The organism is Mycolicibacterium sp. Y3, from assembly GCF_051188035.1.
Lineage (GTDB): Bacteria > Actinomycetota > Actinomycetes > Mycobacteriales > Mycobacteriaceae > Mycobacterium > Mycobacterium fluoranthenivorans.
Genome location: NZ_JAVQLT010000002.1, coordinates 1 through 17,730, shown reverse-complemented (window position 1 = coordinate 17,730; position 17,730 = coordinate 1). Strand labels below are relative to the sequence as shown.

The 17,730-nt window shown below is 63.4% G+C and carries 20 protein-coding genes; 19 read left to right on the top strand and 1 reads right to left on the bottom strand.

What is annotated here, in order from left to right; all coding sequences use genetic code 11:
• The first annotated feature begins 399 nt into the window (after positions 1–399).
• The 7 genes from QN239_RS31225 (at position 400) to QN239_RS31195 (ending at position 7,363) form a co-directional block, all read left to right on the top strand.
• On the top strand, positions 400–1,809 hold the full coding sequence (locus tag QN239_RS31225) for a polymorphic toxin type 44 domain-containing protein (RefSeq protein ID WP_499017069.1): 1,410 nt from the start codon (positions 400–402) through the stop codon (positions 1,807–1,809).
• Positions 1,809–2,189, top strand: a complete 381-nt coding sequence (locus QN239_RS31220; protein WP_499017067.1) for a hypothetical protein — start codon at positions 1,809–1,811, stop codon at positions 2,187–2,189. The genes QN239_RS31225 and QN239_RS31220 overlap by 1 nt, the downstream gene beginning before the upstream one ends.
• A gap of 57 nt (positions 2,190–2,246) precedes the next feature.
• Complete coding sequence (locus tag QN239_RS31215) at positions 2,247–2,516, top strand: hypothetical protein (RefSeq protein ID WP_499017066.1); 270 nt, start codon at positions 2,247–2,249, stop codon at positions 2,514–2,516.
• A 170-nt stretch (positions 2,517–2,686) separates the two neighbouring features.
• Positions 2,687–3,046, top strand: a complete 360-nt coding sequence (locus QN239_RS31210; protein WP_499017065.1) for a GIY-YIG nuclease family protein — start codon at positions 2,687–2,689, stop codon at positions 3,044–3,046.
• 312 nt (positions 3,047–3,358) lie between these two features.
• Positions 3,359–4,615 carry a hypothetical protein gene (locus tag QN239_RS31205; RefSeq protein ID WP_499017063.1) on the top strand — a complete coding sequence of 419 codons (1,257 nt, stop codon included), beginning with the start codon at positions 3,359–3,361 and terminating at the stop codon, positions 4,613–4,615.
• A gap of 56 nt (positions 4,616–4,671) precedes the next feature.
• Positions 4,672–6,024, top strand: a complete 1,353-nt coding sequence (locus QN239_RS31200) for a helicase associated domain-containing protein (protein ID WP_499017061.1) — start codon at positions 4,672–4,674, stop codon at positions 6,022–6,024.
• Between the two features lie 175 nt (positions 6,025–6,199).
• Entirely contained in the window at positions 6,200–7,363 is a 1,164-nt protein-coding gene (locus QN239_RS31195; RefSeq protein ID WP_499017060.1) for a helicase associated domain-containing protein, read from the top strand.
• Positions 7,364–7,813: 450 nt separating this feature from the next.
• On the opposite strand, the gene QN239_RS31190 is transcribed toward QN239_RS31195, so the two are convergent.
• A complete protein-coding gene (locus QN239_RS31190; protein ID WP_499017058.1) occupies positions 7,814–8,374 on the bottom strand; it encodes a hypothetical protein in 561 nt (186 codons plus the stop codon).
• A gap of 178 nt (positions 8,375–8,552) precedes the next feature.
• Here QN239_RS31190 and QN239_RS31185 point away from each other — a divergent pair, with 178 nt between their 5' ends.
• The 12 genes from QN239_RS31185 (at position 8,553) to QN239_RS31130 (ending at position 17,502) form a co-directional block, all read left to right on the top strand.
• Positions 8,553–8,906 (top strand): hypothetical protein, encoded by a 354-nt coding sequence (locus QN239_RS31185; RefSeq protein WP_499017057.1) that lies wholly within the window; start codon positions 8,553–8,555, stop codon positions 8,904–8,906.
• Between the two features lie 1,926 nt (positions 8,907–10,832).
• The gene (locus QN239_RS31180; RefSeq protein ID WP_499017056.1) at positions 10,833–10,973 is read left to right on the top strand and encodes a hypothetical protein; all 141 of its coding nucleotides are present in this window, start codon (positions 10,833–10,835) and stop codon (positions 10,971–10,973) included.
• A 104-nt stretch (positions 10,974–11,077) separates the two neighbouring features.
• Positions 11,078–12,106 (top strand): GntR family transcriptional regulator, encoded by a 1,029-nt coding sequence (locus tag QN239_RS31175; protein WP_499017055.1) that lies wholly within the window; start codon positions 11,078–11,080, stop codon positions 12,104–12,106.
• Between the two features lie 191 nt (positions 12,107–12,297).
• Positions 12,298–12,432, top strand: a complete 135-nt coding sequence (locus QN239_RS31170) for a hypothetical protein (RefSeq protein ID WP_499017054.1) — start codon at positions 12,298–12,300, stop codon at positions 12,430–12,432.
• A 490-nt stretch (positions 12,433–12,922) separates the two neighbouring features.
• Complete coding sequence (locus QN239_RS31165; protein ID WP_499017052.1) at positions 12,923–13,603, top strand: MspA family porin; 681 nt, start codon at positions 12,923–12,925, stop codon at positions 13,601–13,603.
• Positions 13,603–14,844: a hypothetical protein gene (locus QN239_RS31160; protein ID WP_499017051.1), complete on the top strand. Its 1,242-nt coding sequence runs from the start codon at positions 13,603–13,605 to the stop codon at positions 14,842–14,844. The genes QN239_RS31165 and QN239_RS31160 overlap by 1 nt, the downstream gene beginning before the upstream one ends.
• A gap of 109 nt (positions 14,845–14,953) precedes the next feature.
• The gene (locus tag QN239_RS31155) at positions 14,954–15,550 is read left to right on the top strand and encodes a hypothetical protein (protein ID WP_499017050.1); all 597 of its coding nucleotides are present in this window, start codon (positions 14,954–14,956) and stop codon (positions 15,548–15,550) included.
• Positions 15,550–15,942: a hypothetical protein gene (locus QN239_RS31150; RefSeq protein ID WP_499017049.1), complete on the top strand. Its 393-nt coding sequence runs from the start codon at positions 15,550–15,552 to the stop codon at positions 15,940–15,942. Before QN239_RS31155 ends, QN239_RS31150 begins: the two co-directional genes overlap by 1 nt.
• A 107-nt stretch (positions 15,943–16,049) precedes the next feature.
• Entirely contained in the window at positions 16,050–16,520 is a 471-nt protein-coding gene (locus QN239_RS31145) for a pyridoxamine 5'-phosphate oxidase family protein (RefSeq protein WP_499017048.1), read from the top strand.
• A gap of 77 nt (positions 16,521–16,597) precedes the next feature.
• A complete protein-coding gene (locus QN239_RS31140; RefSeq protein ID WP_499017046.1) occupies positions 16,598–17,032 on the top strand; it encodes a hypothetical protein in 435 nt (144 codons plus the stop codon).
• The gene (locus QN239_RS31135) at positions 17,029–17,280 is read left to right on the top strand and encodes a hypothetical protein (protein ID WP_499017045.1); all 252 of its coding nucleotides are present in this window, start codon (positions 17,029–17,031) and stop codon (positions 17,278–17,280) included. The genes QN239_RS31140 and QN239_RS31135 overlap by 4 nt, the downstream gene beginning before the upstream one ends.
• Positions 17,281–17,346: 66 nt before the next feature.
• Positions 17,347–17,502, top strand: a complete 156-nt coding sequence (locus QN239_RS31130; RefSeq protein ID WP_499017044.1) for a hypothetical protein — start codon at positions 17,347–17,349, stop codon at positions 17,500–17,502.
• Positions 17,503–17,730 lie beyond the last annotated feature (228 nt).

Here is a 17,730-nt window from a genome sequence, read left to right as displayed (position 1 = left end):
GTAGCGGCACTTTCCTACGCTTGCTCTGTGCGCTAGATCACCGCTGGGTGACGTTCGGTTTGGCCTTCGGTTCCCGACTACACCATGAAAGCCTCGGCCATTATTGCTGGCCGAATTGGGGATGCGGGAAACAACTGGGGGGTTGTCATGACGGGATATTCAACGGGTGGCCGGCGTAGCCGAGGATCACACGCAGCGGCTCGCGGCAGCCGAACGGATCTTTGCTCGACCAGCTCCCCGGTATGGCCATCGGCGCTGGTCGCACCGGTGCAGGCCCCCGCAGGAGATGCAGTGACCAGCCCGCTGCGCGCCACCGCCACCGGTGGACGGCACCGCGCGGTACCGGTGCGATCGATCGATGATCGCGGCCGCTGGGTACGCCTCGGTGTGGCGGCGGGCATGACCGCGCTGCTGGTCCCGGTCGCGGGTCTGGTCATCCCGCTGATCAGCGCTGATCCCGCGGTGATGGCGCAGGCCTCTGCGACACCGAAACCAGGGTCTGCGGGCGGGAATCACTCCAAACCCGGGGACAACAAGAAAAAGAAGAAAACCGACAACAAGAAAAAGTCCAACAACAACAGCAACCGGGGGGGATCGTCCGCCTCTCACGGATCCAGCAGCGCTTCGGGTGCGCGGCGTTCAGGGTCGAGCTTTTCTGAGCAGACCAACGCCAACAACCGCTGGAGCGCTGACGGTGCGAATCGCAGTGTGAACACCCGGATCTCCAGCCAAGCGCAACCGCAGCAGCCGGCGCCGGCACCCAGTCAGGTGATCCACGCCAATCCCAGCCAGGGACAACAGAACTCTCCGCAGGGCACCCCGCAACAGGCAGTGACACCGCCGCCACGGGACACCGCTCCTGCTACGCCGCCGGCGCAGACCTCGACACCGCCGGCGGCGCAGAGCACCCAGACCGCGGCTGCCACACCTGCGACCACGCCGAGCAGTCCGAGCAACCCCGTGGGCCCGGCGACAGCCCTGGTGATCGGTGCGACTGCGGTCGCGGCATCCCGGCGCCGCAGCAGTGCAGGAGCACCGAGCGCGCCAGCCCCTGCTGACAACTGGGATCACGGCACCCCACTTGGCGGGCCGGCCTGGGACCTGCACGTACCGCAATCACCGGCGACACACGACGACAGTTCCGTAGTTGACCAGGTGTTGGGACGGCCAAACTCGTTCGAGATCAGTCACAACGAAACCGGTGATGCCTTTGCACTGCCACCAGCAGGCGGGACGTGGACAACATCGGAGAGCCTGAGTCATCCGACACCGTCCGAGCAGAGCTTCACAGCCGTCGAGAACTACATGTACGGCGAGATGGCAAACAACGCCAATTCCGCCTTCACCCAGAGGATCCGCAACGAGATGTCTAGCGGTGTCCTATCGGCTGCGCGCGGTCTATTGGAATTCCATGATGCGGTGCAAGTGGGTGGGGTGTGGGACCACAAACCAGTGATTCAACGGATGCTGGACGTTTCTCAGGGTGCTGGTCTGTACCTTCAGCAGCCAGCGACCGACCGGCAGGTCTTTTACGACATGTGGTCCAACATTCATTACGGATTTGTGGGTAAAGCCGCCGGAATCCCCAGCACCGCACTTGAACTAGCCCCCCAGAATCCGCTCGACAATGCTGGCGTTACCGACGATGGCGATATCATCACGGTCAGAGCCGGGATCGATATGTTCGAGAAGTACGGTGCAGATATGACCGCGGTTGAATTCGCCCAAGGCATCAACGACACCGTCGACAAACTGCAAGCGGCTTTTGCTGCGGGTAAGCAGATCTCCATGACGTTCGGGTTCAAATAATGCCGAGATGGATCATCGTCACCGTCGGGATGATTTTATGCCCAATCCTGGGCGCCATAACCCTCGGCCTGTCCACCCTCATCCTGGCCGACATGATCGGCACCTGCTACCCCAAGCACACTCCCAGCGCCAACCTGGCACTCGTGTTCTTGCTCGCACCAGCAGCCCTCACAGTCGTCGTGACAGGGGTCGCGTACGCCCTCGTCATCACTCTGCTCGACCGCCCGTGGGCCATCTACCTTGCGATCGGCATCGCAGTCCTGGCTGCGGCCGTGATGGTGGCCGTCGCAGTCGGCGGGGCATACCGGCCCACGGACCCGACCCCGATCTGCCCAGCAGGAATCCCGACATGGTGGCCAGGGTGGCTGATACCCACATGATCGCCCAGCCGAGTCATACCCCCGAGCCCGCCCCGGTCGGGGCCAACTCGGGTTGACATGACGCTGCAGACGTTCTTCGCTGGTCTCACCATCGTGTCCGGTCTGGTGGTGTTGGGGATCTCTTTCGCGACGCGTCACTCCGTCCGGAAACTCGGTGCCTATTGGAGAGTTTCCCTGGTCTGTTCGAGTATCGGCGCTGCCTGTGCGGCGGTGGGTGCTGTTATCGGCGTGATTGCGGGCACAGTGCTGTTGCCGATCGCCAATGTCGTGTGGCTGGCGGTCTTCGCCGACGGAATCCACGACGTCCTGAAGGCTCGCAGAAGCTGACGACTCAGCGCCAGTGCCGCTGGACTTCCATGGCCTGCTCACTGAGTGTGAACCCCAACGCGTGGTGGTCCTCACTCAAGCCGCCCCACCGGTCCTGAATCAAGTTGACATAGCCAGTCCCGTTCCCGGGATTCGATCAAGTACTCCTGACCTTCCACGAGCTGGTTCAGATGGTCTCCGACGATCGGTATGCCGACTGGCGAGCAGCGTTGTCGGAGGTGCAGGGCGTCTATCTGATCACCGACTCGTCGAACGGCAGGCAGTATCTTGGGAAAGCAGCTGGGGCAGAGCAAATCCTGCAGCGCTGGAGGTCATATGCGCTGGACGGTCATGGGGGCAACCGCGCCCTGCAGGAACTCGCCGCGGCGAGCATCGGTGCCGGCGGCGCCAAAACTGACCACGCCCGCCACTTCACGTTCAGCCTCCTCCGGGTCTTCGGGCCCGGTACGCCGTCGATGACAGTCAACGATGCGGAGACTCATTTCAAACGCGCACTGATGACTCGCAAGTTTGGCCTCAACCGAAACTGAAGCCCGCCGACACCATAGGCGGCGCTGAATCTGTCTTCCGACAAAGCGGAGCAACCGCCGGCCGAGCCGGTCTCCAGCGTCGACTGAACCGTAGGTAAACCAGTCCAAGACAGGAGAGGCGGGAGCGTGGTGATGAACGCCGCCGAGGCTGGCCGATCGCCCGTGGAGACGGTGCGGAGTCTGGACTTTTTTTCTGGCAGAACGGCTTTCAGTCCGCAGTGCTCGGATAAAATGACGAATTGACTTTTACGCTTCGCCACACTGCCACTGGCGGTGACGGTGTTTAGAGCCAACTACGGAAAGGTCTGCGCTGTGGCCAGATTCACTATCAGCAGCCTTCTCGAAGGGCCTGCCGATTTGCGGGCGCAACTGCCGATCACCGGCATAGTCTTCGATGCACGACCCGGGCCCGACGGCATGACATACTTCTGCGCTCGGCTCGATGAGCCCGTTAGGTACCACTTTGGCCAGTCCGGTGAGACCGTTCCCGTACCGGAGCTCAATGTCGAATTGGGCAGCAGTGGAATGTATGTGACTATCCGTGAAGTCGTCATGCGTTCGAGCGATCCAACCGTGCAGGCCCACGAAGGGACGCAGCGCTTAGCGGTCGACCTCGCGTATGCGATAGACGGGCGGTACATGGAGAACGGCCAGCTCGACTTCCGCATGATTGTGCCTGTCGCAGCGGCCGAGATCGATGGCGAGTCCCTGGCGATCACTAGCGTCGCAACCGCCATCCCACGGGCGGTGATCCAGCCGGCAGCGAGGTCCACTGCCGATACCTACTCGGACCCGCCGGTGCTCAGGGCACACAGTGCTGATCGGGCACTCGCGCCTCCCCCCTCGACACAGTGGGCGGGAGGCAACTCGGCAGCCCCAGATTCCGGCGGCGTCGCCACACATCTGCACGAGGGCCCCGGCGGCTGGTCTGCTCGCACGACGGCCGACGACGAGGAAAGGCGCATACAAGTTCGGCCCGCCCCGCTCCAGGAATACCCGCAGCGGCGTGGCCCATCCAAGCGCGCACGTATGGCTGCTACAGCAGCAGTTCTCGTCGTAGTCGCTGTGATCGGCCTCAGCGTCTGGGCAGTGCTACGACCGAACGGCGCCGAGGGTCAAGGCAGCAACGCCAGCACCAGTGAGCTGCCATCACAGGGAAACGTCGCCCAGGTTGAAGGCATGCTCCCGAAGGGATATTCGAGCGAGAACTGCGCGGCCACCAGCGACACCAGTCGTCCGTCGCTTACCTGCGGTCCCAGCGCCGAGCCAGGGGGCCCGCAGACAGCGCTCTACTCCATTGAACCCGATCAGGGCGCTCTTAATCAGGCGTTCACGCAGACAATCGCCGCCTTCGCGCGCGTTAACTGCCCGGGCAATATTCAGTCACCAGGGCCCTGGCGCCATTCAGGCTCCGACGCACCGGCGGGAACGCTTTTCTGCGGAACCCATGATGGGCAAGATGTCATTGTCTGGACCGACGAACAACGCACACTGCTCAGCGTCGTCCGCGGCGCCCCGCAGGGACCCAGCCTCGATCAGCTCTACACCTGGTGGACGAATCACTCATGACTCGATCACTGCCAGTACCTGCAAACACCACGGTTGATTCCGCGGAAAAGCGACCAGTGAACCAAGCCGACAGTTGGGAGCGCCAATTTGAGGAGCTGCGCACACATCTGGCCCGCGAAGGCAGATACCCGACGAGCAGAACCACCCTCGGATCCTGGGTCGGTAACCAAAGAGTCGTTTTCAAGCAGGGTTCGCTCGGCAACGACAGACGCGAACGTTTGGAAGGGCTGCCGGGCTGGGCGTGGAACGGTGTCGACGGCCGCTGGCAGCGCCAATTTGAGGAGCTGAGTGCACATCTGGCCCGCGAAGGCAGATACCCGACGAGCAGAACCACCCTCGGAATCTGGATCATTAACCAAAGAGTCACTTTCAAGCAGGGTTCGCTCAGCAACGACAGACGCGAACGTCTGGAAGAGCTGCCCGGGTGGGTGTGGAGCGTACGAGAGGACCACTGGCATCAGCGGTATGCGGAGTTGTCCGCGCACCTCGAATCTGAAAAGGGCTACCCCAAAAGAGAGTCCGTTTTGGGGCGGTGGGTTGTTGAACAGCGGACGAGGCGATATGCGGAGCAGCTTGAGGCCGCGCGGGAAGTGCTGCTTGAGGAGCTTCCTGGCTGGACGTGGGACGCCTTCGATGACCGTTGGGAGCGCAGATTCGAGGAACTGAGTGAGTATCTCGGCCGCGAAGGTAGATACCCGACGAGCAGAACCACCCTCGGAACCTGGATCAATAATCAAAAAGATGCGATCAAAGGGGGTTCGGTCAGCCCCGACAGACGCGCGCGCTTGGAAGCACTGCCCGGGTGGACGGAGAACAACTTAGCGAGCCGATGGGAGAACCGGTTCGAGGAACTGCGCGCACATCTGGCCCGGGAAGGTAGATACCCGACGCGCAGCACTAGCCTCGGAATCTGGATCGCTAACCAAAGAGTCGTTTTCAAGCAGGGTTCGCTCAGCAACGACAGACGCGAACGTTTGGAAGGGCTGCCGGGCTGGGCGTGGAACGGTGTCGACGGCCGCTGGCAGCGCCAATTTGAGGAGCTGAGTGCACATCTGGCCCGCGAAGGTAGATACCCGACGCAGGGAAGTAGCCTCGGATTCTGGATCAATCACCAAAGAGTCGTTTTCAAGCAGGGTTCGCTCAGCAATGACAGACGCGAACGTTTGGAAGGGCTGCCGGGCTGGGCGTGGAACGGTGTCGACGGCCGCTGGCAGCGCCAATTTGAGGAGCTGAGTGCACATCTGGCCCGCGAAGGCAGATACCCGACGCACGGAAGCAGCCTCCGATCCTGGATCAATCGTCAAAGAGTCGCGTTCACGCGAGGTTCGCTCAGCCCTGACAGACGCGAACGTCTGGAGGGACTCGCGGGATGGAAGTGGGCCGGGCCTTTTCAGCGCGGAAACCCATGATGGGCGGACCTTCATCGCCTGGGCCGGCGACCTACATGCGCTGCATCGGTGTCGTTCGCGGCGCCCCGCAGGGGCCCAGCCTCGATCAGCTCTACACGTGGTGGACGAATCACTCATGACTCGATCACTGCCAGTACCTCCAAACACCACGGTTGGTTCCGCGGAAAAGCGACCAGTGAACCAAGCCGACAGTTGGGAGCGCCAATTTGAGGAGCTGCGTACACATCTGGCCCGCGAAGGCAGATACCCGACGTACAGCACCAGCCTCGGAATCTGGATCAATCGTCAAAGAGTCGCCTTCACACGGGGTTCGCTCAGCACTGACAGACGCGAACGTCTGGAAGAGCTGCCCGGGTGGGCGTGGAATCACTTCGAAAGCCGTTGGGAGCGCAGGCTTGATGAGCTGCGTGCACATCTGGCCCGTGAAGGTGCCTACCCCACGCAGAAGACCGACCTCGGATCGTGGGTCAACGCCCAGCGGGAAGCGTACAAGCGACAAGCCCTCCCACCGGAGAGGACGAATAAGTTAGAAGCCCTTCCAGGATGGGCGTGGAGCGTACGAGAGGACCGGTGGCATCAGCGGTATGCGGAGTTGTCCGCGCACCTCGAATCTGAAAAGAGCTACCCCGCATGGAGTTCTGTTCTGGGCCGGTGGGTCAAGGAACAGCGAATGAGGAGACGTGCGGAGCAGCTTGAGGCCGCCCGGACAACGCTACTTGAGGAGCTTCCTGGCTGGACGTGGAACGACTTAGACGGCCGTTGGGAGCGCCGGTTCGAGGAACTGAGTGAACATCTCGGCCGCGAAGGCAGATACCCGACCGACGGCACCCGCCTCGGAGGATGGCTCCGTCATCAAAAAGATGCGATCAAGAGGGGTTCGGTCAGTGCCGACCGACGCGCGCGCTTGGAAGCGCTGCCCGGGTGGGCGGAGAACAACTTGGCGAGCCGATGGGAGAACCGGTTCGAGGAGTTGCGCGCACATCTTGTTGCCCGACATGGCTATCCGGTGAAAAGTACCAGGCTCGGAATCTGGATCTCGCAACAGCGGCTTAGGTATAGGGACGGTTCTCTGAACGCCGAACGCCGCGCGCGTCTGGAAGGACTGCCGGGATGGGCGTGGAACGGTTTAGACGGCCGTTGGGAGCGCCAATTTGAGGAGCTGAGTGCACATCTGGCCCGCGAAGGTAGATACCCGACGCAGGGAAGCAGCCTCGGATCCTGGATCAATCGTCAAAGGGTCGGCTTCACGCGGGGTTCGCTCAGCCCTGACAGACGAGAGCGTCTGGAGGGACTCGCGGGATGGAAGTGGGCCGGGCCTTTTCAGCGCGGAAACCCATGATGGGCGGACTGTCATCGCCTGGGCCGGCGACCTACATGCGCTGCATCGGTGTCGTTCGCGGCGCCCCGCAGGGGTCCGGTCTGGATCAGCTCTACACGTGGTGGAGCGAGCATTCCTGACTCTGCCGAATCGGCTTTACCAGAGGCCGTTGAATCCCGCAGCGAGGTCACCGTAGTTTGTGGCGATGCGGTTGAGCGTCTCCGCTATCTGAAATGCTCGATCGCTGGTGACAGTGCCTGCGGTGTGAAGACTCTCGACAACCTGTTGCAAGCCAGCGACAGTGCCCGGACTCGACTCTGCCGCGATGAGCTGTTCGAGCGCGTTATTGATTGATCGTAGAGCGTGTGCCGATGCATCCGGACTGGCGCCGCTGCTAGCTGCTAGCTGCCAGCTGGTGTGCAGTGGCAGCAATGGCGGCTGCGGCTCCCGCGTAGATCTCGGCCAAATTCATCAGAGTCCCCCCGCGGGATTGTGTTCGGCTAGATCACCGAGGTGCTCCGGTGTCGTGGGTTGCAGGTAGGTGCTCAGCGCCAAGTCGTACCCGCGCAGCATCGTCTGGAGGTGCTTGAGGGTTTCGACGCGTTTGGCGTCGGCCTCGGCCATTGCGCGGGTGAATGCGGCGTGGGCTTCGGCTTCCGCTACGAGACCCTGCAGGGCAGCGTCCGCCGCGGCCTTGACGGCCGAGAGAGTATCGATGAGGTCAGCGCTGTTCACCGGGGCTGGGGCATGTCCAAGCGACGCCGTAGGTGCGGGGGAGTGACTGGTCGTTGTGCCTTGAGGCTGGCTGGCGCCGTATTTGCGGCGGAGGAATTCTTCGGCGTCGCGGCTGGTGGTGCGCTTGTTGGATTTGGCGCCAAGTTCAGGGAAGACGGTGTAGGCGAGGTGTCCGTTTCGCCACCAGCTGCGGACTGTATTTGCCGTGGCGCGGCCGGCGGTGAGCGCGGCGATGTCGTCGGCTGACAGCCACTCGTCAGTCGGCGTGGCACTGGATGCGCCACCGTGCGTTGTCACGCGTAACAATGTAGCGGTCATAGCGCAGCCGGCGCAGCTGACTCGACACGCCGTGGCGCACCGCGGCGTATATCAACGGGTAGTGGCGCATGGTGCGCTATCTTTCTTGTACGCGGACGCCCGCGCACTGCTGGATCTTTACCCTGGTGGTTGGCCGCATCGGAAGAGGGAGCCTGGTATGACGACTGTCTTGGAGCGCGAAGTCACCGCGCCGGCGCAGGTCTCTGGTGTTCAGGCCATTCGCAAGAGCCGACAGGGCACGGAGACGCGGAAGCGCACGGAGCGCAAGACGTTGCGGCTCCTGCCAGCAGAGAACGTCGTTGCCGAGGCGTTGGCCGAGGAGTTTGACACCAAGAGTGTGCAGGCGTTGATCGTCGATGCGTTGCAGCCGGTCTTCACGGCAGAAACACTGGAGCGGGTAACCGCCGACCCAGAGGGGCTGCAGGCGTGGGCCCGCGCCCGGGGGATCAGTACGGTGCAGGCACTGGTGCTTCAGGCGTTGGAGTTGGCGGCCACGCCGAAGGCCTCTTAGAAAGTCTCGCCTGTCCCACTGTCACCATTAGATGCGCGGGCGTCCGCGTGTCGCGCGCGGACGCCCGCGCATTCTCGTGCGACCATCCCACTGGGTAAACATCCAACTTCGGGAGGTCTTCATGAATCCACGCCAACCGCGCGTGGTTCTGCTCAGCGCTAAGTAACTTGCAACGCAGCATCGCCACCACGCTGCAGAACAAGACACGTCACACGCCAAAGCTCCTGTGCCACAAAGGAGTTCACATCACAGCAACATGCTTGTGCGTAGTGACATTTTCCGCTCTCACACCTTAGACGGTCCCCGTCAGTGCTTTGGCTCTTCATGCCGAGGCGTCTTACGAGGAACGGCGATGAACGCTGCCCGACTCACGGTAGACGGAGCCGGGCAACGCACACGAGATCTTCGTTGTGATCACGCATGCAGTCACCACGTCAGGTGACCTAGTTTTCGAGAAGGGATGCCGATGCCGGCCTAGTCACAACTAGCGCCCATCCCCTGTTGGCGCAGGGCCTGGGACCACAGCTCACATCTGAATAGCAGTGCGGTCCAAAGCCAAAGACGACAAAGGCCTCGCCCGAAAGCGAGGCCAAGTCGAGGTTTCGATCTGAGTTGGCGCTCAAATCAGGTCCGCACCCAGTGCCCCAGGAAGGGACGATGTCGTATCAGGACACGTCTCACGGTACTGCACGCCCACGATACGGTCCAGGCGACGCGCAAAACCGTGACCTACGAACCTCCTCAACTCCGCTCGCTTTCAACCGCGCGATCGGGGATCTCGCCGAGCAATCTCACTCGCCCTCGGTCACCCGGCGCTTGCGTGCTGTCAAACGACGCGCAGCTCGGCGATCGGGGATCGAACGTGCGGGAGCCACAGCCCCGTCCACGCCGATGTGGACTTCGCGTTCCGGCTGGCTCGACGCAATTCACGCATGGGCGGAAAGCCCCGAGTTCCAACAGGTGTGCGCGTCATCGCACGTATCCATCACCACCGCCACCATGCTGTCAGTGGCACAGGCGTGGGCTTCGTTCGCCGATCACGCAACCGGCCGCAACGCCGCAGTCACCCGCGCCCGGATTGCAGAAGTCGCCGGCTGTGACCCGCGTACCGTCACACGAGCATGGAAAGTGCTTGGCGCCGGCGGATTCGCAGTCGAAGCAGCACGCGGGCACGGATCAAGGATCACCGCGAGGTGCGGCAACCGCGCATCGGTGTGGCACCTGGTAAGCCGGAAAATGGATAGCGAGCCTGTGGATGTTGTCCACCTACCGCCATCCCGTAGGGATAGGCGGTTTACCCCAGTTAGATCTAACTCACCAAAGGCGCGCGCCAGCGCGCGCGCAAACAAAACTCGACCCGCTCCCCAGAAACGCCGCGCAGGCCGGGCTACGCCCAGGCCTCTCGCATTGCAGCGGCTCACAGCCCAATTGGCCGACAAAACGATCGGGCTCGACCATCCTGGCCGCGACCACATCGGTGCCCTATGCGACGCGATCGCCGGCGCCGGTATCAACCCAGCCGCATGGACGGCCGAGCAACTCATCTCAGCGCTCAACGCCGACATGCGGGAACACCGATGGTCCTGGCCCAACGAGATTCAGCGACCCGCCGCGTTTCTCGCGGCTCGGCTGCGCAGGCTGCCCCCCGGCCTGCGGCTTCGTGCCCCCCAGGATCCACACGCAACCAGACGAGATACTCGACGCTTGCCTACGCCTCAGCCCGGCCCCAAGGCCGCTTACCTCATCACGGCATCACCTGACGGCACCAGTGCGCACCCTCATACCACAGCGGCCGGGACGACGGTGAACGGCTGCTGCGCCGTCTGCGGTAATCCAGGGGCAATCCGGAGGCCCTACCTCCCACAGCATCGCGCCGAGATTTGCGACGAATGCTGGACCTGCGATTCTTGAACAGCCGGAGCCCTGATGTCTTCGGTAGTGCCAGCGGCGCCTCAGCTGTCACCAATCGAGGAGGCCGGCACCGTGCGGGAGTCTGCGCCGTCCGGTGCTGCGCTGGCCAGCAGGGACCTCCCGGCATTCATCGGCGTCCAGTCGATCGAGGACTGATCTTCACCACCTGCTGCTACCCGTGGGAACGCTCCGGGACCGGCGCCAAGCGGCATCACCTGCGAAAACTCGTCGTGTCAGAGCCCGACGACATAATCGGAACCATGGATATCTACGAGTTCGTCGTTGATCGAAACGGAAGAAATCTGACGGGGGTTGTACCAGGGGAGATTCTTACCGATGCTGTTGCGCTCGCACTCCGGAGTGTGGACCCGGACGTGTCGCCTGAGCGGCAGGAATGGTTACGTGGCGAGGTCGCGGAATACATGGCCAAAGACGCCGTGACACCGCGCTATCCCATCGTGTTTTTCCAGGACGGCGCCGTCTCGGGCACGGTGAATCTGACCCGTGTTTCGGGCACCGTGCCGCCGTTGCAGCCGCCACCGCAACTTGCCCGCCCCCGCGTGGAGCGGCCAGCCGAGTGGGAAGGCTTGCTGTACCGGCAGATGTACCGATACGTGCGCGGCCAGATCGAAGCGGGTAGCTACCGGGTTGGCGACCAGTTGCCGGACCCAGACCAGCTCGCGTGGCATTTCGGGACGACTTCGTCCAATACTGGCCGCCAGGCGTACGTCCAGCTCATCACCGAGGGGTTGGTGACCGGTCACGGCGCCGGTCGCTACGTGGTCGCGGCCATGACGCCACCACCGGTGCAGACGATAGAGGGCGCGGTCGACCGTCTCGACGCGCTGGAAGCTTCGGTCAACGAGACCCTGGTGGCGCTGCGCAGACTGCGCGGTGAACTCGCGGGCGTTCAAACACCGCACTGCGGTCAGTGGTGGCAGGTGCGCTCGCTCGCACAGGGGGCTGACCCGGTCGACACCTCGCAAGCCGTGTGCATTCGCGATGACGAATGCGCTGATCTGCAGTGGCTGGCGTGCATCAGCAACACTTGGGTCAGAAAGCCGTTGAACTACTTCCAGCCGCTGCGCCGTCTCAGCCACATCCCGGACTGGTCCTGCCAGGAGACCTGGCCTACTGCCACGTCGGCGAGCCAGCGCACCGAGCTGGCAGGCGAGCGCCCCGCGGCGGTGCCCGGCGCTGCCTACTATTCGACCGGTGAGCAGCACAGCGCCACCGGCAGCTTCGAACACTACGGCCCAGAACAGTGGACCGAAGGCTTCTTCAAATAGCCGTCACCTAACCGACCCGCGCTCGTGCGCACGATTCGCCATGCGCTTCCATGGCTTTCCGGCGTGTGGCGGCTGAGATGGGTGTCTCGTCTCTGCGGGTCTATCGAGTGTTGCCGACATCGCGTTCTGACTGGACCCCGAACGCGATCGCCAATGTGTCGTGGGGACCGGAGCATTTCACCCGCGATGACATGTCTGTGAGATCCGCCGACATCAGCCCGGCCTTGGTCGTCGGCGTCACCCTGATCCGGGAGTGTCATCCGTTGATCACGCCATTCGACATCACCACGGGCCCGGGACGATTCGACGCCGTCTTCAGTCGATAGCTCTTCCCACCACCCATCCGACACGGGGTGGGTGGGTAATCGGTTGAGTGAAAACGTGTTTGGCTCATGTTTGTCGTTCGAAGGCGTTGACGATGTCCTGGGGCGGGCTCGGCGGTTGTGGTGGTGCAGACGTTTGTCGGCCGTGGGGTTTGGCCGGGTCTGCACCTGGGGGTGGCCGCCGAGCCCGCGGGCCCATTTACTCACACATCTGGTACGGCGCGCAGCCCGTGGGTGCGCGGAAGTATGTTCGCGGCGCGTGGGCCGTGGAGGCCTGGCGGTGGCCTTCTGACATGTTGCTGTGCTGTCGGTCGCCCAGTGATGGTGACCTACAACTCATCCGTATTGACGCGTCAGTCGTGTTATGTCATCGTGTGGGTGTCAGGTGAGCTATCAGGCAAGTCAGGGGGCTTGAGGCCTGTGTTCACCAAGGGGGATTCGGTTGATGCTGCGCTGTGCGGAGTCGTCGCGTCATGGCGCAAAATGCATTGCTATGTTCGCTGCATTCGCAGCGGCGTGCACGGTCACAGCCCCCACAGCGGTAGCTGACCCGCAGGTGATGCCGGATCGGTGGACGCAGTTTGTCACCGATGATGGGTGGGTGGTGGATGTGAACTCCACCAATGAGGTGATCGACCATATCGACAACCTGGCCGGGGCCTCCAATTCTTGGCAGGCCCGAGTGACACTGCGCTCGGAAGCCCGTATCACCGGCACCGGTGGGGCAGTGATCCAGGACGCCCAGCTGGAATCGGGGTACTTCGTGGGGTGTCGCACCGACTCGTCTCCCGGGGTGGAGGTCGGTGTCGATGCGGGGATCGATCCTTATCAGCAGGTCAACGGCCAGGTCTACGGCGGTGGGTACGGCGGCGGCGGGTCGGGAGGTGGGCAGGGCGGCGGGTTCGGCGGAGCCGCCGCCGGTGCCACGCTCGGCGTGCAGGAGCATTTGGGTGGGCATATCCGGGTCTTGCTTAAACCCGGTGGCCTGGCTCAGGTTCCGCTGGACCGGATAAGTCTTCGCAGTATGCATGCGGTGTCGAATCTGCGTGATCAGAACATCGAAGCCGATGGCTGCGGTGGTCAGGTGAAGATCCAGTCCTACACGACGATCCGGGTCCGCACCGACAACGGCAACGACACCCAAACCCTCTACGGCGAACCGAAAGACCTTTGATGGCCCGGACAGGTAAATCCAGTAGAGCCGCGCTCGTGTTCAGCGTTCTTACGGCGCTCGTGTTGGTGGCAGTCCCGACCTCAGGCCTCGCCACGTCCATCGCGCCACGTGCGTCCGCTGATCCGAGTGCGGCACCTACACCCGCCCCGTTACCCGCGCCGCGTCCCATGCCCGCCGACCCAGGACGGACCAATCCCATTGGCGGCGCAAGGATTTCATCAACCACGCCGCAGGGTGAAACCGCGGGCATGGAACAACCCCTGGCCGCAGCGCGGGAACTGTCCACATTCACCGTGCCGATGTGGGCCAAAGACGGCATCTTCTTCCCGACCGCCTGGGCGTCCAGAAGAGTCGCGCTGCACCTGCCCGGGGAGCTCACCTTGCAGCCTGCGGCGTGGTCCGGCGATGGCGGAGCCACCTACGCCTCCGACGATGTCGACTACCAAGTGATTCCGTTCGCCGGCGGTGGCGGTGACATCGTCATTCATCGCAAAACCATCTTCTCGCCGTCGGACCTGCAAATTGGTGTCAAACTGCCAGATGGCACACACCTGCGCCATGGCACCAATGTGACACTCGTCGAAACCGACCCGCACCCTGGCGCGCCGGCCACTGTCATCGGGACGGTTTCCATCCCGGTCGCCCGCGACCGTAACGGCGCGATAGTCAACGTCTCCCCAGGCATCGGCCCGGGCTTCCCGAACCAATCCAACGTGTTGATCACTCTCGGGCCAGCTGACATCTTCGCCTTCCCCGTCGACATCACCGTGGCCTATCGGGCGTCAAGCCTCCCGACCAGCGGCGCTCTGACCTCGGACTGGCCGGGCATGCCCAGCGGACACAGCGCGCCGCAAGTGCTCAGCGCCCCAACCGACTACGTGAGCGACCCCGCCGGCACCTTCCGCCCAGACGGAGTGGACCCTGCGCTTTACGCGCAGCGGCACTCAGGCACCTGCATAGGCGGCCCCAGCCAGTACAGCTCGCCCGATAACCGAACCGCTGACTTCATCCCTGCCTGTCAAACCCAGCAGTTGTGTTTGAACGATGCCCCGACGACGACGTCAGTCGACGTTTGCAACAACACGCTATTTGCGAACATGTCCGCCAACTGCGTTGCCTCGTTCGGGCAGACCGGTGATCAATACGACACCTGCGTACGCGTCGCCAGCGACGAAGTCGCATGGGTGAAAGCCAACATGCTCACGGGCCCGGCGCCCAACCCCCACGGCAGCAATGGATAGTCGACGCGCGCTGACCTACGGGCACGGCGCACCACACGTCGGACCGCTGAGGAACAGAGGCTGGTAACCAATGGAAAGCATGCGGGCGGCCGCCACAATTCAGTCATCCATGGGCTCGACCCCGCGCCGCGGTGACCGCCCCGTACGTAGGCGGATCGCGGCCGTGCTGGTCCTGGTCGCTGCGATTCTCGGGCTGCCGGTCGTGACGCCGACAGCAACGACAATGCTCGCGGTGGCGCACGCAGCGTGTCCACCCGACTGCGGAACAGGCGGCGGCTCAAACGGCGGCCCGCCCGGCGGCGGAACTGAATTCGTACCGCCGCAGATGCCGCAACCGCCGAACATCAACGGTGGGTATAACTATCCGGCTCCGGATCAGGCCAACGGCATCAGCATCTACAACCAGTCACCGTCGGCTCAAGGGCCTGCCCCGAGCAACGCAACATCCCCGCAGACAGGACAGAGCTGGCAGAGCGCCGCCAACGGTGAACAGCAACCCATCCAATACCAATCCGCACCACGCGCCGAGCAAGTCAGTAAGCAATTCGCCGACCTGCAGACCCAGCTCAGCCAACCCCCCAGCGGTACCATCATCTGGTGTACCCCTTCGACAATGGGGACCGGATTCATCTGTGAATACATGGGTGCAGATGGCGGGATTACGTGGAGACATTCTCCCCTCGACGTCACAGGAGGCATGCCCTAGTGAAGATCGAAACACAGGCTGACGTGGAACGGCTCATGATGGAGCAAGGTATAGCTATCCACTTCCGGCCCATCATCAGCGAGCAACCTGGCGGCACGTGGATCGCCCGTTACCCGTGCGCGTCCTGGTTCGCCACTGGCAGCGACGCCAACGATGCTCGCGAACGACTCCGCGAGGAGGGGATCAGGCATATGCCCGACCCTGCCAACGCCGAATGGAAGGTCGAAGCTGTCCGCCGCTACTACGCCGATGGCCCCCTCGAAGGTGTCTACATCTTCGATAAAGAGACCGCCGATCGCATCTTCGCCACAGATGCCACGACCGAGGCACTCGATAACGAGATTGCGGCAATCGACAGACGGCGCGCCGAAAATGGCGAAGGAGTTCACTGAATTACGCGCACCCTTGGCCCTAGAGGTCTCGCCCCGTTAGCTACCGATTTCGGATTGGGGTACAACGTCCCTAGCAATGCTCGCCCGGCAGCCGGAAGATCGGGCGAATGAAAAGTACTGGCGGTACCTCGGAGCCGGCTTATGACGGGGGCTTGGGCCTGGCCCGGCTGCCCGCCGGCGCCCAGGCCCTTGATCGCACCGAGGCACTTGAGCTGTTGGCGAGTACCGACTACGGCCGAGTGGTGTTCACCCTCAACGCCCTGCCCGCGATCCGGCCAGTCAACCATCTCTTCGACCGCGACCGGATCATCATCCGTACCCGCCTGTCCTCAACGATCTCCCAGGCTGTATCGGCAAGCGATTCGCTCATCGTCGCCTACGAAGCGGACTCTGTGGACCACTGCACCCGCACCGGGTGGAGCGTGGTCGTCGTCGGCCGCGCCCACACCGTGACCGACCCTGCTGAGATCGCCCACTACGAACAACGCCTGCACCCGTGGGTCAACCACGCCGACACCGTCATCGCCATCGAACCCGATATCGTCAACGGCTTGCGCATCAACACCGCATCCGAGTAGTCGAGGAGCTGCTTGAGCGTGCCGAGCGGCTAGCCGCTCTGAGCGGCGATGGTCCCGATGAAGAGACGGACGCCCCGGTGGCGATGTCCGGGTGGGTCAGTGAACTGGATGGGGCCCGCGTGGTGCAGATCGACACCTTCGAGGGAGCGGGCCGGGTGCGGGTGATGATCAACGACGGCCCGGTCTACGACGGAGACCCGCAGACCGACGAGCCGCCGGGAGCGCAGTACCGCGGGGACGGGTGTTGCGACGGGAAGCAGGTGTGGAGCGTGCGCAGCCTGATGACTGGGGAGACCTCGACGTTCCGCGCCTCCAGCCAGGCCGACGCAGCTGCGCAGTACCTCGACGTGGTGGCATCGAATCTGATGGTGTGGACCAACTCCGACCCAGCAGACTGTCGCTGCGATGAATGCGGGGCCGCCACCGAGGAGCTGGTCAGCCGGCGGCACGGCCCAGGGTGCTCGCTGCACCCCGACAACTGCGTCGGTGCTGAGCCGGGACAGCGGTCGTGAGCGGTCAGCCCAGCGGCTTCGTGCCCATCGGGGACACCTTCTGGCCCGATCCCACCGACCCGCGTGAACTGGCGTACCGCCTGCGCCACGAACCGGACGGCCTGTTCCGCCGTGATCAGCTGGTGCTGGCGTCCATCGTGGAGGCGTATAGCTCGCTGGTGTGCATGGACTCCCGGACCCGGCAACGCCGCGTTATGCAGCTGCGGGATGTTGCCGAGGTGTTCCGACGTGTCGGTCGCCGTCGGTAGAGTCACCGTTGTTGGGCAAGCCAGTGGGGCGGGCCTGGGATCCCGAAACGAAGGGGAGTGAGACCGATGGCCGAGGTAAGCAAGAAGGCAGGCGTCACGGCCTGGACGGGCGCGTGGCGGCTGCCCACCGGCAAGCCCGATCACCAACGCGCGGTGCGTAAGCGGCGCCGAAGGGACCGCCGTGAGGTGGCCGGTCAGCGATGCGACTACGACCGCCGCTGAGAGCCCCCACACGGCGCGCGGAGCGCGCCTGCCCCCGGTGCCCGCAGGTTCCCCCGCCTGCGGGCACTGTCATATCAAAACCCTTTCAACCTCCGGCGCGTGAGCGCCGATGGTCGAATCTTAAAGATGTTGGAATGCAGCACTTTTCGGTATCGTGGTGTACGATAGACCTATGACGTTGAGCAACAAGGCAATTCGCACCTACCGCGCAAGCGGTAGCGACAACCA